19 protein-coding genes and 1 other annotated feature are annotated in these 17,137 nt (G+C 49.4%); of the genes, 4 read left to right on the top strand and 15 right to left on the bottom strand.

The genetic code is table 11. The annotated features are described in order from the left end of the window. Positions 1 to 69: 69 nt before the first annotated feature. The 4 genes from M467_RS24880 to M467_RS24865 all read left to right on the top strand — a co-directional run bounded on the left by M467_RS24880 (position 70) and on the right by M467_RS24865 (position 3,305). A complete protein-coding gene (locus tag M467_RS24880; RefSeq protein ID WP_021066890.1) occupies positions 70 to 1,200 on the top strand; it encodes a cysteine desulfurase family protein in 1,131 nt (376 codons plus the stop codon). Further along, positions 1,178 to 1,717, top strand: a complete 540-nt coding sequence (locus M467_RS24875; protein WP_021066889.1) for a transcription repressor NadR — start codon at positions 1,178 to 1,180, stop codon at positions 1,715 to 1,717. Before M467_RS24880 ends, M467_RS24875 begins: the two co-directional genes overlap by 23 nt. A gap of 104 nt (positions 1,718 to 1,821) precedes the next feature. Further along, positions 1,822 to 2,403, top strand: a complete 582-nt coding sequence (locus tag M467_RS24870) for a DedA family protein (RefSeq protein WP_021066888.1) — start codon at positions 1,822 to 1,824, stop codon at positions 2,401 to 2,403. Positions 2,404 to 2,528: 125 nt separating this feature from the next. Further along, complete coding sequence (locus M467_RS24865) at positions 2,529 to 3,305, top strand: NUDIX domain-containing protein (RefSeq protein ID WP_021066887.1); 777 nt, start codon at positions 2,529 to 2,531, stop codon at positions 3,303 to 3,305. A gap of 43 nt (positions 3,306 to 3,348) precedes the next feature. Here M467_RS24865 and M467_RS24860 read toward each other — a convergent pair whose 3' ends face one another. From M467_RS24860 to M467_RS24790, 15 genes are all read right to left on the bottom strand, one after another. Next, positions 3,349 to 4,635 (bottom strand): hemolysin family protein, encoded by a 1,287-nt coding sequence (locus M467_RS24860; protein ID WP_052013679.1) that lies wholly within the window; start codon positions 4,633 to 4,635, stop codon positions 3,349 to 3,351. Positions 4,636 to 4,651: 16 nt separating this feature from the next. Then, complete coding sequence (gene obgE, locus M467_RS24855) at positions 4,652 to 5,941, bottom strand: GTPase ObgE (protein WP_021066885.1); 1,290 nt, start codon at positions 5,939 to 5,941, stop codon at positions 4,652 to 4,654. Continuing rightward, the gene (locus M467_RS24850) at positions 5,942 to 6,382 is read right to left on the bottom strand and encodes a Spo0B domain-containing protein (protein WP_021066884.1); all 441 of its coding nucleotides are present in this window, start codon (positions 6,380 to 6,382) and stop codon (positions 5,942 to 5,944) included. A gap of 75 nt (positions 6,383 to 6,457) precedes the next feature. After that, complete coding sequence (gene rpmA / locus M467_RS24845) at positions 6,458 to 6,739, bottom strand: 50S ribosomal protein L27 (protein ID WP_016508537.1); 282 nt, start codon at positions 6,737 to 6,739, stop codon at positions 6,458 to 6,460. 12 nt (positions 6,740 to 6,751) lie between these two features. Continuing rightward, positions 6,752 to 7,087: a ribosomal-processing cysteine protease Prp gene (locus M467_RS24840; RefSeq protein ID WP_031200131.1), complete on the bottom strand. Its 336-nt coding sequence runs from the start codon at positions 7,085 to 7,087 to the stop codon at positions 6,752 to 6,754. Positions 7,088 to 7,090: 3 nt separating this feature from the next. Next, a complete protein-coding gene (gene rplU, locus M467_RS24835) occupies positions 7,091 to 7,399 on the bottom strand; it encodes a 50S ribosomal protein L21 (RefSeq protein ID WP_016508528.1) in 309 nt (102 codons plus the stop codon). A gap of 15 nt (positions 7,400 to 7,414) precedes the next feature. Further along, positions 7,415 to 7,486, bottom strand: a sequence feature (ribosomal protein L21 leader region). Between the two features lie 55 nt (positions 7,487 to 7,541). After that, the gene (locus M467_RS24830) at positions 7,542 to 8,867 is read right to left on the bottom strand and encodes a ribonuclease E/G (protein WP_021066882.1); all 1,326 of its coding nucleotides are present in this window, start codon (positions 8,865 to 8,867) and stop codon (positions 7,542 to 7,544) included. 42 nt (positions 8,868 to 8,909) lie between these two features. After that, positions 8,910 to 9,767 (bottom strand): septum site-determining protein MinD, encoded by an 858-nt coding sequence (minD, locus tag M467_RS24825; RefSeq protein ID WP_021066881.1) that lies wholly within the window; start codon positions 9,765 to 9,767, stop codon positions 8,910 to 8,912. 5 nt (positions 9,768 to 9,772) lie between these two features. Beyond that, on the bottom strand, positions 9,773 to 10,441 hold the full coding sequence (locus tag M467_RS24820; RefSeq protein WP_021066880.1) for a septum site-determining protein MinC: 669 nt from the start codon (positions 10,439 to 10,441) through the stop codon (positions 9,773 to 9,775). A gap of 5 nt (positions 10,442 to 10,446) precedes the next feature. Further along, the gene (gene mreD, locus M467_RS24815) at positions 10,447 to 10,941 is read right to left on the bottom strand and encodes a rod shape-determining protein MreD (RefSeq protein ID WP_052013683.1); all 495 of its coding nucleotides are present in this window, start codon (positions 10,939 to 10,941) and stop codon (positions 10,447 to 10,449) included. A 1-nt stretch (position 10,942) separates the two neighbouring features. After that, positions 10,943 to 11,833, bottom strand: coding sequence for a rod shape-determining protein MreC (mreC, locus tag M467_RS24810; protein WP_021066878.1), 891 nt, complete (start codon positions 11,831 to 11,833; stop codon positions 10,943 to 10,945). Positions 11,834 to 11,846: 13 nt separating this feature from the next. Next, positions 11,847 to 12,884 (bottom strand): rod shape-determining protein, encoded by a 1,038-nt coding sequence (locus tag M467_RS24805; protein WP_021066877.1) that lies wholly within the window; start codon positions 12,882 to 12,884, stop codon positions 11,847 to 11,849. Positions 12,885 to 13,088: 204 nt separating this feature from the next. Continuing rightward, positions 13,089 to 13,925: a DUF2785 domain-containing protein gene (locus M467_RS24800; protein ID WP_021066876.1), complete on the bottom strand. Its 837-nt coding sequence runs from the start codon at positions 13,923 to 13,925 to the stop codon at positions 13,089 to 13,091. 318 nt (positions 13,926 to 14,243) lie between these two features. Continuing rightward, on the bottom strand, positions 14,244 to 14,774 hold the full coding sequence (locus M467_RS24795) for a hypothetical protein (RefSeq protein WP_144060664.1): 531 nt from the start codon (positions 14,772 to 14,774) through the stop codon (positions 14,244 to 14,246). Between the two features lie 663 nt (positions 14,775 to 15,437). Further along, positions 15,438 to 17,045: an SIR2 family protein gene (locus tag M467_RS24790; RefSeq protein WP_021066874.1), complete on the bottom strand. Its 1,608-nt coding sequence runs from the start codon at positions 17,043 to 17,045 to the stop codon at positions 15,438 to 15,440. Between the last annotated feature and the right edge of the window lie 92 nt (positions 17,046 to 17,137).

The raw sequence follows: 17,137 nt of genomic DNA, 5'->3' as shown, positions 1-17,137 counted from the left end.
ATGTTGACTTGTAAACTAGTTTCGCATAATTTTGTGAAGAAGACAACATAAGAAAAGGGGAGCTTTACGATGAACCGTTACTTTGATTATGCGGCGACGCACCCGATGACAAAATCCGCCCTCGACCATTACGTCGCCATGGCGCGGAGCGTATACGGTAATCCGTCTTCCCTCCACACGCACGGATATATGGCCGAAGATTACTTGACCGAGGCAAGGCGTTTGGTGAAGCAGGCTCTCGGGCTCGACATGCTCCGCGGGAAGTTGCTCTTCACCGGCAGCGGCTCGGAGAGCAACTATATCGCGCTAACGAGTCTCCGTAAGCGCATGAAAGGCAGTGAAGTCATCACGTCGTGGCAAGAGCACGACTCGGTCGCCCTCCTTCTCGACGAATGGGAAGCGGAAGGCGTGACCGTCCATCGCCTGAAACTGAAAGACGGTCGCTTCGACCAAGAGACGTTCACGCGTCTGCTCGACCGTGATATCGGGCTCGTGACGTTCCAGCACGTCAACTCCGATACGGGTTGGACGCTGCCGCTCCACAACATCCTCTGCCAATTGAAATATAAGAAAGTGTTGCTCCACATCGACGGCGTCCAGGCGCTCGGCAAGATTCCTGTCTCGGTCGACGGGATTGACGCCTATTCGTTCAGCGCCCATAAGGTCGGCGGTCCAAAAGGCGTCGGCGGCCTCTATATGGAACGGCTGTTGCCACCGCCCTATTATCCGGGACACCATCAGTACGGCATTCGTCCCGGCACGATTGACGTCCCCGGCATCTGTGCGTTCGTTAAAGCGTTCACCGACCGGCACGAGGCACGGACACGTCATGAAAGAAATTTCTTGGCGTTTCGTGCTATCTTGAAAGAGAAGACATCGTCTTACGTGGACTGGCTCGAGTTCGACCAGCAGAGTCCCGCCATCTTCTCGTTCGTCTCGAATCAGCGGGACGGACAATGGTGGATGACCGAACTCGACGGGCTCGGCTTCCAAGTCTCGGCAGGCTCGGCCTGTCGGGCCGGCCAGAACGGACCGAACCGGATGCTCGAGTCACTCGGCTATGAGACGAGCGCCTGCCACGGCCTCGTCCGCATTTCCTTCGGTGAAGACACGACCGTCGAAGCCACGACGGCACTCGCCGAAGCCATCGTCACTTTAGCAAGGAGAGTTGGATCTTATGAACAAACGCTTAGCCGGTGAAGAACGCCGGCGCACATTATTGGAAATGATTGAACAGAGTTCCGAGCCGATCACCGGCTCCGAGCTCGCCCGCCGTGTCGCCGTCAGCCGACAAGTCGTCGTCCAAGACTTGTCGCTCTTGAAGGCGAAGGGCCATCAAATCGTCGCGACCGCCCGTGGATACGTCTATCTACCGGGCGAGTCGTCACCGTCCGCCTACACCCGTAAAATCGTCTGTCGTCACGAGGCCGAGGCCATGGAGGCCGAAATGAACGCCATCGTCGACGAAGGCGTCACGATTCGGGACGTCATCATCGATCATCCGGTCTACGGTTCGTTGACGGGCCAGTTGATGGTGAAGAGCCGTCGCGACGTCCGTGCTTTCCTCGAACGGGTCGAGGCGAACCAGGCCGCCCCACTTTCGCATTTGACGGGTGGCTTGCATATCCACACGCTCGAGGCCGATAGCGAAGACGCCATCGATGCCGCCGTCTCGGAACTCGAGCGGCTCGGCGTCCTTGTCTCCGAGCTCGACTAAGATGTCACAAATACGTGACATCTTTTCTTTTGCTTTCGGTCCATGTCCGTTATACTGATGGATGGAACAAAGACCGTACAAAATTTGGAAAGGAGGGAACGGTCATGTGGCATTTCTTTGAACAACTTTTGCTCGGCTGCGGCGTCTTCAGCGTCCCGCTCGGCATCTTCATCCAATTCATCCCGAACGAGCTCGTGCTCGCCTATGGGGGCCACTTGATCGGGTCTCTCGACGTCTCGTTCCTGCTCGTCTTCCTCCTCGCGTGGTCGGCGTTCGTCCTCAGTCAAATCGTTCTCTATTGGATTGGCCGCTACGGCGGTCGTCCTGTCGCACTTCGGCTCTACAAGTCATTTCGCATCAGTGAAGCGAAGCAGCAGCGCGCCGAGACATGGTTCGAGACGTATGGCGCCTGGATCGTCTGTCTGAGCGTCATTTGGCGCCAGCTGTTCGCCGTTAGCGCCGGCGTCATGCGCTTGTCGTTCCGGAAATTTTTGACGGTGACCGTCGTCGTCTTCGCCGTCTGGTCGTTCGTGTTCGTCAAACTCGGGATGATGCTTGGTAGCAATTGGCGTCATATTGGTGAAGTCTCGCACGGGTTCTTGCCGTACGTCGGCACCGCCATCGGACTATATGTCCTCATCCGCTATATCCGCGCGAATCCGCGTCTATTTAAAAAGTCAGCCTGAGCAGATTCGCTCGAGCTGACTTTTTTTGAATAGAGGGAAAAACGAATAGAGTACCGAATTAAGAATAGTGAGGAAAGCGTTTTTTTCTCGGAATAGAGACAGCCACCTTCAAAGGAGGAATTACCATGTTCCATCGTCGAAAAACGTATACCATCCGTCCTGAACGCTTAGATGAATTCACCGAGTTTTTCCATACATACCTGTATCCGATTCAGGTATCGCACGGCGCCCGTCTCGTCGGTCGTTGGGTGACCGAAGACAAGAGCGAGGTCATGGCCCTCTGGGAATATCGCGACCGTGAGCATTACGAACAAGTCGAACGCGATTACCGCTCAAGCAGCCTGCGCCGCGAGGCGATGAAGAAGCGGGCCCGTCTCGGCAAAGATTTATATATCAAGTCGAGCGAGGAGTTCATGATGCCGACCGGTCACTACACACCGCCGCGCACCATCGTCTCCGTGACAGCTTATGTCACGAACGCCGACGGCGAGGTGCTCCTCGTTCAGAACACGCATCGGAACGATACGTATGAGATGCCGGGAGGACAAGTCGAGGAACATGAGTCGATTGTCGACGCCGTGCATCGCGAAGTAAAAGAAGAGACCGGGATTGAGATCGAGGTCGATGGGATCACCGGCATCTATCAAAACGTGTCCTCGCGCGTACTCTGTGTCACGTTCCGCGCCCGCTATGTCTCGGGCGACCTGCAACCGCAAGAAGGCGAGACGCAAAAAGTCGGCTTCTTCAAGGTCGACGCCTCGAACGTCGGCGACTATATCAAGCGCGATCATTTCCAGATGCGCCTGCTTGATGCGATCGACCCGACGTATATGCCGCACGCCATCTATAAAGTACGCCCTTACGAGTTGCTCGAACGCGTCGAGCGCCATCATACTGTATAAACAAAAGGAGGGACCGCCGGTTGGCGATCCCTCCTTTGTTCGTTTACGCTTGTTCCGCCGCTTCGGATTGACCCGTTTCGACGAGCAATTTGCGAATCCGACGCTTTTCGACGTGGAGAACGGTGAACGTCATGTCTTCATACGTGACACGCGCACCTTTCTCTGGAATGTCTCCTAACAGTTCGACGATCCAACCACCCATCGTGTTGGCATCTACTTCAGGTTCTTTAATTCCCATCTCGTCCGCAAACTCATCGACATCCATGTCGGCCATACACTCGTAGACGCCGTCACGGAGTCGTTTGAGATAGACGATCGACTCATCGTGCTCATCCCAAATGTCTCCGACGAGCTCCTCGAGCATGTCTTCGAGTGTGATGAGGCCGGCCGTCCCACCGAACTCGTCGAGGACGATCGCCATGTGCGATTGTTTTTGCTGAAGGACTGGGAGCAGTTCAATTAATTTTGTCTGCGGTGATACGTATGTGAGCGGACGAATGAGCGAACGAACGTCCGTCACTTCATCCCGCATCATCGAACGAAGGAAATCACGTTCTGACAACACCCCGATGACGTTGTCAATCGAGTCTTTATATACCGGTAGACGAGAATGCCCACCGCTAAAGATCGTGTCTTTGATTTCTTCGAGCGTATCGTCGATGTCGACGGCGAGGATATCAATCCGCGGCGTCAACACATCGTCGACAGTGATGTCGTTGAAGGCGAAGGCGCTATGCACGAGTTCCGCTTCGGTCTCGCCGAGCACCCCTTCTTCTTCTCCCATATCAACGAGCACTTTCAACTCTTCTTCCGTCACCGACGGTTCTTTTTCGTTCATCCCGATCATCCGGAGTACCAACTTCTTCAAGCCAGTGAAAATCATCGTCACCGGTTTCAAGATTTTGACGAGGAACAGCAAGATACCGCTGATGAGAAGCGAATACTTCTCGGCGAACTCTTTCGCGAGCGACTTCGGTAAAATCTCACCGAAGATCAAGATGATGACGGTCGTCGCGAACGTCGAGATGACGAGGCCGGTCCCGCCCGAGTAAATACTCGTGGCGATGGCCGTCGATACGGTCGCCGCCCCGATGTTGACGATGTTGTTCCCGACGAGAATCGTCGAGAGCGTATCGTCGAAGCGGTCGACGAGGTGAAGGACGCGCTTGGCGCCCTTGTCCCCATCTTCCGACATACGAATCATCCGGACACGGTTCACACTCGAGAGCGCGGTCTCGGCAGAAGAGAAAAAGGCTGACAACATAACTAAAACTACATAAAGAATTAAACTAGACGAGGGCACAGGGTCCACGTTTACTTCACACTCCATTTCCTAATTAAAAAGATTATTCGACGAATTCGAATTCAAAGTCCAAGATGGCGACGACGCTGCCGTCTTCGGCACCTAACTTGCGAAGGTCGTCATCGACGCCCATTTGACGCATTTGACGCGCAAAGCGTTTGATTGATTCGTCGTGATCGAAGTTCGTCATCTTGAAGAGCTTCTCGATACGAGGCCCCGTGATCACGAAGCGTTCGTATTCATCAATATGAATCTGATACCCCTTCTCTTCCTTCTCGTAACGATAAACGACACGTGGTGTGGCCGTCTTCTCTTCGAGCTCTTCGAGTGGGAACTCAGGTGTCGAGTCTACAAGATTAGCTACTTCGATGAGCAGGTTGCGAAGTCCTTCTTTGGCGAGTGCCGAAATCGGGAAGACTTTGACGTCGTCTCCAATTTTCTTTTGGAACTCTTCAAGTAATTCCGGCGCATCCGGCATGTCCATCTTGTTGGCGACAACGATTTGCGGACGCTCGAGGAGACGTAAGTTGTACGACTCGAGCTCGCGGTTGATCGTCGTGTAGTCTTCGAACGGGTCGCGCCCTTCCATGCCGCTCATATCGATCATGTGGACGATGACTTTCGTCCGCTCGATGTGACGCAAGAATTGGTGACCGAGGCCGACGCCTTGGCTCGCCCCTTCGATGAGTCCAGGAAGGTCGGCCATGACGAAGTCACGGTCGTCTGCCGTTTTGACGACACCGAGGTTCGGTGTGATCGTCGTGAAGTGGTACGCGCCGATTTTCGGGCGTGCCGACGAGACGACTGACAAGAGCGTCGATTTCCCGACTGACGGGAATCCGACAAGACCGACGTCAGCGAGCAATTTCAACTCAAGACGCAATTCACGCTCTTGACCTGGCTCCCCGTTCTCGGCAATCTCAGGTGCCGGGTTAGATGGCGTCGCAAAACGACAGTTCCCGCGGCCCCCACGTCCACCTTTGGCGATCGTGGCCCGTTGGCCGTGCTCGGTAAGGTCGGCGATGACCGTATCTGTTTGTGCATCGAACACGATCGTACCTGGTGGGACTTTGACGACGAGCGGCTTCGCTTTTCGTCCGTGCATGCCTTTCGACATCCCTTTTTCACCGTCATGGGCGATGAACTTTTTCGAGAATCGGAAATCAACGAGTGTACGTAATCCCTCTTCTACTTCAAAGACGACGTCACCACCGTGACCTCCGTCTCCTCCTGCTGGTCCACCGTCTGGAACATACTTCTCGCGGCGGAATGCAACCATCCCTTTACCGCCGTCTCCAGCTTTTACAAAAATATTAACCTGATCGACAAACATTTAATTCCCCTCCTTTATAACGAACGTAGAACATTCTACTGTTTGCTCGTACACTTCATCTGACGTGAACACGTCGTCCGGTACGTGACCGAAGACGCGGACCATCAGTCCGTCCGTGAACGTCACATGAATCGGTCCATCCGTTCCTGACAGAAGACGGACAAGCTTGTCCGCCACGCGCGCGTCGTCTAGCGACACGCGGTCGGCCGATACCTTATAGGTCAACCGCCCTTCCCAGTTCGCTTGCATGAGGACGAGACTCGTCGTCGGCATGTCCAAGCGAATGAGCGCACTCTCCTCGTCGGCGTGCTGACGATATCGCTCGTACAGCTCCTCAAGTTTTTCAGGCTCGAGCGCCGCGTACAAGGAGATCATCTGAAGCCGATTCATCCATTCGTGACGGACGGTCGATAATAGTTTCAGTGCTGCTTGTGAGTTCATGAAATCCTCTCCTAGTAAAACTAGTAAAAAAGACTCTAACCAAATAAGTGGCTAGAGTCTTCTGCGTGGTTCTACTTACGCAACTGGGTAAACGCTCACTTGTTTCTTGTCGCGACCAAGACGCTCGAAGCGTACTACGCCGTCAACTTTTGCAAACAATGTGTCGTCGCCACCACGGCCGACGTTTTCACCTGGGTGAATTTTCGTACCGCGTTGACGGTAGAGAATCGATCCAGCTGAAACAGTCTGTCCGTCAGCGCGTTTAGCGCCGAGGCGTTTCGAAATCGAGTCACGACCGTTTTTAGTCGATCCTACTCCCTTTTTCGATGCGAAGAACTGAAGGTTCAATTGTAACATGAGGTCCACCTCCTATTGTTCAATTTGGATATAATCACCGTAACTATGGGCGATCGTGTCTAGTTGCACGAGCATCCCTTCTAATAACAGTTGGGTGCGAGTCATGTCCTCCGGTGATACGTCAGGATATGTCTCGACATAAAAGTAGCCACCCTCTGTTTTGTCTGCCATTTCTACAAGAAGCGATTGACCGGCAAGTACCTCAACAGCGTTGTATGCCCCAAAGATGATGGCAGAAACGCCGGCACAGACCAAATCAGAACCGGGTTCAGCAAAGTTGGCGTGACCTGTCACTTCAACGGAACGAATCGACTTCGTCTCGTCTCGTCTGACCATTACTCGAATCATAGCTTACGCTTCGATTTTCTCGATGCGAACTTTCGTGTAAGGCTGACGGTGACCTTGCTTACGACGGTAGTTTTTCTTAGCTTTCATTTTGAAGACAGTGATCTTCTTCGCGCGACCGTGTTTAACGACAGTTGCTACGACTTTAGCGCCCTCTACGAGTGGAGCTCCGACTTTAACATCGTCACCACCAACGAAAAGAACTTCACCGAATTCTACAGTACCCTCGACATCAGCATCGAGTTTTTCGATGTAGATCTCTTGACCTGCTTCAACTTTGATTTGCTTACCACCAGTTTTGATGATTGCGTACATATACGTGCACCTCCTTATTAAACTCAGACTCGCCATCCAGGGCAGGGCGAAACCATTTCAACCCGTTCTGTGCGGTTGTAGCCATTTGGGTGCTTCCAAACGAACTAACGTTATAGATAATACCACTCTCGTTCAATCGTTGTCAATGACGAGATACGAAATTCTGACATTCCTCGAGCGTCCCGTAGAACGCCACATCCGGTTCTCCGTCGACGAGCAAGACCGTGCAGTCAAAACCGTCCCATGACGCGTCATGCCACTTGCTCGGGAGTGTCACGACGAACCCCTCGGCTTGAGGCGCGAGCTCCATCAGCGCTCGCTCCAGCTGCGAGAAGACGGCAAGCTTCGACGGGTTACCGTTATAGGTCATCCGGTCTTGCATCGAACGTCCGGTCCGTTCTCGCGACAGCTCGAACAAGCCCATGCGCGTGAAGCCATACACTTCCACACGGCGCGGATCGCGGGCACCGAGCTCTTTCATCTTCTTCAAGAGCCGGGCCTGTCCATCCTTTGACCCCCTCAGGAAGTCGATGATGACCATACCGCCGATATTGCGTAACCGGAGCTGTTCCATGACGGCGTAGAGCGCGGCCTCGTTAATCGTGTCGGCGGCGCGCCCCTTGTCTTTGACGGCGACGTTCTTGCCGCTGTTGACATCGATGACGGTCATCGTCTCGACCTGTTCAATCAAGACGTACGAACCGCCTTCGAGCCAGACGACACGCTGGCCGAGCTTCTCGATTGCCCCGTCGAGCCGGACCGCTTCTTTCATCCGGCCTTTGCCGATATGGCGCTCGACGTTGACCTCGAGCCGCGTCAACCGGTCCTGCGCTTCCTTGTCATTCAACATGACCGATTCGACCGCATGGCGTCGCACGAACTGTTCGCACAACAGCTCATCCTGTCCCCCGCGTGCCGTGATGACGTCCGTGGCACGCGTCCGGAGCAAGTCGAGCTCCTCTTGAAGGTCTTTAGGGCTTGCCTGCCCCGACTCGGTCCGGAACAACACCCCTTCTGCCTCTTCGAGGTCGAACACTTTCGATAACCGGTCCTGGGTGACGAAATCGAGCTTACGACTATACAACTGGCGCCGACCATAAGGGAAGTAAACGATATACCGTCCGCCGAAGCGGATGTTCTCCGTCACTTTATGATGTTTGCCGTTGATGCCTTCTTTCGTCACTTGGACGAGCCGCTTCTCACCGACGACGGCCGCCTGACCGATGGCTGGCACGTCCGGATACGCCTCGAGCGCTTTCAGCGTCTCGGCAATCGGCAAGAAGAGCGTCGTCTCGCCAGTCGTCAAAAACGCGGCGCCGAGCGAAGGATGAATCCGTTCGATCGCGGCCTCGAGAATCGTCCCGATCGATAGTTGGTCGATGAAGCGTTCCTCGACTTCGAGCAGACGCTCCCCGTCGACGAGCATGGCCCGTTCGATGGACGGGGTCCGTTCATAGATCAATCGCATATGCGTCTCTCCTTTCGACACAAAAAGGCAACTTTCGTTGCCTTAGGCTTTTTTCATTCCAAATTTCATCATGAGTCGTGTCCAGAAGCCGACCGGTTTTTGTTCGGTCTGAATCGACATGAGCGGCACCGACTCCCCAAGAATCCGGCGCGTGATGTTGCGGTACGCTTGTCCGGCATTGTTATCCGGGTTCATCGTGACCGGTACCCCGCGGTTCGCGGCGGCGATGACTTCTTCATCGTCAACGACGACGCCAAGCAGGTCAATCGACAAGATGCGCATAATGTCATCGATGTCGAGCATATCGCCTGATTCGACGAGGTGGTTCTTGACGCGGTTGACGATCAATTTCGGCGCAGCGACATGTTCCGCTTGCTCGAGCATCCCGATGATGCGGTCCGCGTCCTGAACGGCCGCCTTCTCAGGCGTCGTCACGACGACGGCCTCATCGGCGCCGGCGATGGCGTTCATGAAGCCTTGCTCGATGCCGGCCGGGCAATCGATCAAGACGAAATCATATTCCGTCTTCAACTGGTCGATGATTTCTTTCACTTGCTCCGGTTGGACCGATGTCTTGTCTTTCGACTGGGCCGCAGGCAAGAGATACATCTCTTCGAACCGCTTGTCACGGACGAGCGCCTGATGCAATTTGCATTGGCCGTTGATGACGTCGACGAGGTTATAGATGCTGCGGTTGTCGAGTCCTAAGATGATGTCGAGGTTACGAAGACCGATATCCGTATCGACGAGACAGACCGAGTGACCAGACAATGCGAGGCCGGTCCCGAGGTTCGCGGTCGTGGTCGTCTTCCCGACGCCACCTTTCCCAGACGTCACGACGATGGACCGACCTTTCTTCACTTCTTTCGCTGTATGTACAGGCTCTACTACTTGCTCCATCAAACTCACCCTCTCTGTAATTCCATTGCATATGCGTCTTTCAGCCCAGTCATGACTTGACGGAGACGCGTCATTTCAATACCCTGATTCGTCTGATATGCGCATCCCATCTCGATCTCCGGAAGCTCTTCGCCGTCGTCCGACGCGAGCACGTGTTCACCGATCGCTAAAAACTTCGGATGGAGCAGACTGGCGGTGATGACCGCTTCCTCCCATCCTTCGACACCGGCACGCACATTTCCTCGTATCGTCCCTAAACAATAGATACTTCCCGTCGCCCGAACCTCGGACCCGGGGTTGATGTCTCCGATAATGAGCACCGAGCCATCGAAATCGAGCACTTGTCCGCTTCTAATCGTCCCGCTATGGTAGTGGAACGTCTTTTTGCCGTAGGTCGCTTTCGCTTCTTCGGTCAACATGACCTCGCTCGATAGCTCCTCGATATAAAAAACGCCATGACGAGCGACGACTTCACGAATTTGACGTGACAGCTCCTCGTCTAAATAACGAGTACCCGCGTGCAATTTGAGTGCAATCTTCCCAGAGGGCGGCTCCATTTCTTGTAACGTGGCCTCAAGCTCTCCGAGCACCTCATCGATGCCACTCCGTGGATTGAAGTGGATTGCAATACCGTTGCGATGTCCTTTTATCGTAATATGTCGTTTACGCTCCATCATGGCTACCCTCTTTTCGCTACAGGTCGCGGCGCCACGTATCGGGTCATCGGCACGTATAACAATGCGATGGCGACAGCGTTGGCGACGAGCGTCCCTGGAATCTGTTCAACTAATAGTGTTTGAATGGTCATGGTCGTCCCACCGACCGCCGTCATGACGCTAAAGATCCCGAAGGAAAAAACGAGAATCATGAACGTGAACGTGATGACGACCGAGAAGAAGTTCTCACCTATATATTTTAACACGAAGCTGACTAAGAGAGGAATGAGTGAAAAAGTAAATAAGTAAATTCCGAGCAAGTCGGTATAGACGATGTCATACAACAGTCCAAAGACGAGTCCGAATCCGAACGCCGCCTCGAAGCGACCATACAAACCGACGTACATCAAGCCGATCAATGTCAAATACAAGAATGGCGTCACATAGTGCCATGAGAAGATGGCGGCCCATGTCCCTTCAATAAGAAAGAGGAGGAACAGGGCGATGAACACTTTCATGTTACTCACCCGCTGCTCCTCCTTCCTCGGGACCCGTCAAGAACGGTTCGTCGAGCGTTCGATTGATGACGAACATTTGCGAGAACTCATTGAAGTCCGCTTCTGGTTTGATGCGGGCGACTTGAGATACGCCATATTCATCCGTCTCGATCGACTCGACCGTTCCGATGACAAGACCGGCCGGATAACGGCCACCGAGACCTGACGTCGACACGATTTCGCCTTCTTTCAACTTGACGCTGTTCGAGACCTTCGTGAAGAAGAGCTCGTTCGTCTCGCTGTCGAAGCCGTCAATCGTCCCGTACGTCGCTTTGCCGTCCTCGTCCTTGACGACGGCCGAGACATTGTTCGTCCGGTTGTTGTCCGAGAGGAGTTGCACTTGCGACGTGTAGGCGCTCGTTTGAATGACGCGACCGACCATGCCGCCGGCGGCCGTGACGGCCATGCCTTTCTCGACACCGCGCTCTTCCCCGACGTTGATCGTCACGTAGCGCTGCCAGTCGTTCGGCGTGCGCCCGATCACTTCGGCGGGAATCAAATCGAAGTCACGGAGCGACGTATCGGCCGCCTCGACCATTTGCCGCAATTCTTCGTTCTCGCGGCGCAGGTCATCGGCTTCGACCGACACTTCCGCGTATTTCGTCAAATGTTGTTTCAATTGACGGTTCTCTTCATAAATATCGCGTACGTTCGAAATCGAGGACACGGTACTGTCCATCCAGCCGATCGGTACCGTGAACACCCGTTGGAACGTTCCGACCACATCACGCGTGACGTCTTGGTACCAAGCGGATTCCGACCGTCCTCGAATCGAAACCCCTAAAATCACTACGAATAAGATGATACCGATCAGCGTGATGATGAGCTTTTTATTCCGTACGAACCGGCTCATCGTGTGTCACCACTCATCGACGCGACGAGATGCCTGATTTTGAACGGAGGACGTCCATCATTTCAAGAGATTTTCCTGTCCCGATGGCGACGCAATCGAGCGGCTCATCCGCGACGAGTGTCGGGATGTGTGTCTCATCTGAGATCACGTCATCCAAGTTTTTAAGGAGTGCTCCACCGCCTGTGAGGACGATGCCGCGGTCCATGACGTCAGCCGCAAGTTCCGGTGGCGTCTGCTCGAGCGTTTGTTTCACGCCTGCGAGAATCGCTTCGACCGTATCCGAGAGTGCTTCACACACTTCAGCAGCCGAGACTTCGATTTGTTTTGGAAGACCTGTCACGAGATCGCGACCACGGATTTCCATTTTCTCATTTTCGTTCGAAGCGTCGATGCGAGCCGAACCGACTTCCATCTTGAGCGTCTCTGACGTCCGCTCCCCGATCATGAGGTTGTATTTGTTTTTGATGTAACGAATAATGGCGTCATCCATTTCGTCACCGCCGACACGAATCGATTGGCTCGTCACGATGCCGCCGAGTGAAATCACTGCGACTTCGGTCGTACCGCCACCGATATCCACGACCATCGAGCCTGTCGGTTCCCAAACTGGGAGACCGGCACCGATTGCTGCCGCGAACGGTTCTTCAATTGTGTACGCTTCACGCGCGCCCGCTTGCTTGGCTGCGTCTTCCACGGCACGTTTTTCGACTGACGTGATGCCGCTTGGCACACAGATCATGACGTTCGTTTTCGATGAGAATAAACCGCTCTTCGATTTCTGCGCTTGCTCCATGAAGTATTTGATCATCGTCGCTGTCGTTTCGAAGTCGGCGATTACCCCATCTTTCATCGGACGGCGTGCCGTGACGTTACCCGGCGTACGTCCAATCATATCCTTGGCCTGGTTACCCACGGCCTCAATTCTACCTGTATCTGTACGGAACGCCACTACGGACGGTTCACGAACAACGATGCCTTGACCTTTTACATAAACGAGCGTATTTGCCGTTCCAAGGTCGATTCCGATTTCTCGGTTAAAACTACGAAACATACGTGCTGCTCCTCTCTTGGTTACACTATTTTTTATTATAACGGAAAAATCATGTTTGAAAACGTTCATTCGATTACAGGTTATTTACAATAACGTTCATCTCAGTCCTGTCTCACCGTATATTAGTGTGCCTTCTTTTCGACAAAAAGGCAAATCAAAAAGCAAGCGCGTGAAAGCGCCTGCTTGGATTCTCTCTCGCAATCGTCACATATTTTTCAAGGTGAGCAGCACTGCCGTTTGAAGCATCGGTCGGTCTGTTTCATGCAGTTTGACAAAAAAGCTTTTCAAAAATGTTTTCACGTTATGGACGACGTGCCAATACTGTTCGGGCTCGAGTTGCTGTTTTTGTGCGCTCAATCGGGCAGGCAAGTCTTCTAACAGAACGATGAGCTCGAGTTCGTCCATCCCGCGCCCGAGCAAGGCGAAGATGGGATTCAGCAACCGCTCATCCTCGTCATGTATATAGATGTTTGGAATCAGCACTTTGCTCCATAACGCCTCGAGCATCTCGCCGAACTCCGTCTCGTCGAGGTATGGATGCAACGCGAGCTCGTCGAGCGCATCGGCCACATGGGCGATGGAATGGGCCCACCCTTTTTCGGGCACGTATCCTCTCGTGTCGATTTCACAATCGAGATAGGCCAACAGCTTCGCCATCAGCATGTCGATGTCCGTCTCCGATAAAAATCTTTGCTGGCGGTCTTGATACACGATCAAGGCGATCAACAGCGTCGAGAACGCCCGCGTGAAGACGGTGTCCGATGCCGTCTCACCGATACCGTGGAACAAGTGGTATTTGAGCGTCGTGTGGAGCATATCCGTCAATTGTTCGTTCGTCAGGTGATCGTCTTCGATGATGAATCGATAGAATAACGTGTAAATCAACTGATCTCGAAGTTCAGGATCCGTCGAGCCAATGTGATGGAGCATGGATTGGATAAGCCTAGTTTCGTCTAACTCTTCCAGATTCGTCGCTCGGTTTTTGATATCTGTCAAAATCACTTTCAAATCAAGCTCGCTATAAATAGTCTCTTCATTCATGTCTGATCACATTCCCTCTTCGTAGGTCGTATGTAAACGTATACTCTCGGTGTTCGACAACACGATGAGTGACTCCTTCAGACACAAGAAAAGCAAAGGCATTTACGCCTAATTTACATTAAGTTCGATATATGTTCGTGTCGAAAACTATATTACAGCATCCCCTTGTAACAAATAGGAGAGAAAAGGAACACTTGTCGAAAATACCATTTGTTTAGATTTTCTATTTTTATTGAGCAGAGAACCTGGATTTCATTGAACATACAAAAAAACTAACCAAATCAAACATGTGATTTGGTTAGTCAACAGGCTAAATTACTACAACTTAAATTTTCTAATTCTTTTGCTGCGTTTATTCCTTTTGTACTTAGGATACTTTCTAGTACTAGACTTATCTGGATGAACCATTAACAATTCGCTTAGTCTACCCGCTGAAATAAATAAGGTGGAAAGTGCAAATAGTCCATAACTGATATATTTAACAATTTTATACTGCATCTTTACTAACGTATCATCAAACACTGGACCGGTCCAATGTTCATGAAGTAGTTTATAATCTTGTGATAAATCGTCAGAGTTATTATTGTAAATATAATCTTTTTTGTCACCTTCAAACGACCATATAACATTTAATTTTTCATCTAAACGTAATAGATCACTGTCAGCCGACATTTCAGTAGTTAGATTTACAATAATTGTCCATATGATTGAGACGATTAAAAGTACATAACCAACTATTTCTATTATTCTCGCACTTTTCGGTTTTGATTTTATTGTTAAAATTAAAGTAACCAAAATTAGAGCAGCCACTAATGTGACTATAAAAAACATAAAATAGATTACTGCCAACCACATTACCCCCATGTAATCATCATCACCAAATAATTGGACATGAAATTTAGGTTAACTTTAATTACTTCATGTCGTAGCGAGTTCCTTTTTAAGGTACCTAAATACCTAACAATGGCCTCATATATTCTTTTAACATTCCTTATTATTTATAATATAAAATCCAATGTCTAAAAGCTTATTATAAAAAATTACTTTAACTTTATATAATGTGGTGTTTCAGGTTGCAAGATAGACTTTTTTCAAAAATGAAAACCTAAGAAGTATGAAATGCTACAAATAAGTTAGACATTGATTGATTTGTCCGGCAACCTCAAGGATCTGAATTTATTATTACACCGAACTCAGATTTTTAGATGTTTTTTGATACATCGATAGTTGTAGTAATAGATGAGTGCTCAATTTTTGTTAGACGTTGCCCATCCCCTCGAATTTTCTGAGGTAGAGGAATTCGAGCGCTAAATCGAGTACTACAATCATCGCCGCTTCAAGAAATATCTTCGAGAATCTAACAACCCTATTTAGTATCTACCTTTTTAAGTTCCTTGCAAAAATGCAACTTTTTTATTGTTTGTAACGTTATTTTATTGTATATTTTATTTAGAAACGTTGGGAAAGATGGCAATCGCTTATGCGGTTAGGCGTCTTTCCCCTTTCTGTTTTTTAATAGTTTTTTTTCAAATCATAAAGTAATATAAGTCTTCTTAGTGGGGTACTCAAGTGAATATCTCCGCTTACTCTTTTCTCATCCAGAATATTTAGAATATAATCCTTTACCTCGTTCATGTTTAATCGATTGATATTTGATGAGATTGTTTCGTACACCTTGTCTTGATTTACCAATTTGGATTTAGCTAACGAAATGATTTGATTTAAGTTTCTCGCATCATGAAGGATTACCTGAGAAGTAATAACAGCGTCATAATGCTTCTTAAAGTCAATCAGTCGTTCTTTTCTTTGTAACAATTTCTGTTTTTCAGTTGGATGTAATGTACTACTGTCTATTAATTCATCTTTTAAATAATACGAAGCAGGTATCCTCGCATTGCCATTTTGCAAAAGAATGAACCTCAGAGAAATGTCAGTGTTTATTTCAAAACTTTCAGAAATGTAATCATAGCAGTAAGTAATCAAATCAGGAATTTGGAAGATATACTTATCATCTCCAAATCCAATTACGACATTACTATTCTCAATATTTTTTGAAATCGATTCAAGACCCTCTGGTGCAATCAGTAATGATTTTAAAGCCCCTTTCTTACCACGATCAACTACTAACTCTCTCATAACATGATAATATCTTCTCACCTCTGAAGGAGCTAGACCCTGATTTATCTTTGAAATCTCCTCAAATATTTTAGCGTAATTATCCGTTCTTATTACTGATAATTTACAACCTAAATCTGAATCGTTTATAGTTATTTCTTCAAATGATTGTTCTCCTTCTTTTCTTTCAATCAAAATCATTCTTTTTTCTAATATTTCTAGTTCGGCTTCATTTAAAGATGATGTTAAATCTTTGATTATCTTTCTGACATTTAAATCCGTTAGTGAATATCCTAAAAATATAATAGGTGATTTCAACATTAGCGAAATAACTTTTGCGCTAATTAGATTGGAATTCTTGTCAAATTTCTCATAGTCCTTTTCAGACAAAATTATATCCGCTGGCACTTCGATACAACCATGTAATTTGAAAAGTTCAGAGTAACCAAAGTTCTCACTGAAAAAACCTTTTTGACCTATAAATTTGGTGATTGGAACAGGGCTAGATTCATTATAAGACTTCTCAATAAAGTCATCATAATTCGTCGTTAATATTATCTGAGATTTTGCTAACATTTTTTTAAACATCTCATATTCGTTTTCTTTTCCTGTAATCAATTCACCTGTAGCGAATAACTGAGAGATTCTTACTTTCAGTGGAGAAATTTTCTGATGGTAAGCCTCTCTGGTAGTAAATCCATCAATCAAAATTTTTTCGTTATAAAAGAGACTATTAAACTTCGATTCTATAATCGTGCCCATTTTTATATTGATAAGATGATTTAATTCTCGGCTTTCAATATCATGCTTTTCCCCTAATATTTCATCCCTTATAAGATTTAGCTTCCCATAAAAATTATCTTCTAATGCCTCTTTCCAGAGTCTTTCTAATAATTCTTCCCATGAAGGATAGCCTTTTAGAAATCTTTTAGACATTCCTGCCCCAATAAATATAATGGGAAACTCATTTTTTTCTTTGAGTAATGAAATACGTTTTGTTTCCATCTTTAGCTCCTTTCAATTACGTTGTTCCAATAACTATATCTCTATTTATTGTATAAAACTTATTACTACTTAACTACACTATAAAATTCTAT

Origin of the sequence: Exiguobacterium chiriqhucha RW-2, assembly GCF_000416965.1 — a bacterium.
Classification (GTDB): domain Bacteria; phylum Bacillota; class Bacilli; order Exiguobacteriales; family Exiguobacteriaceae; genus Exiguobacterium; species Exiguobacterium chiriqhucha.
The sequence above is the reverse complement of the archived record's forward strand: the minus strand, read 5'-3'. Positions and strand labels throughout refer to the sequence as shown.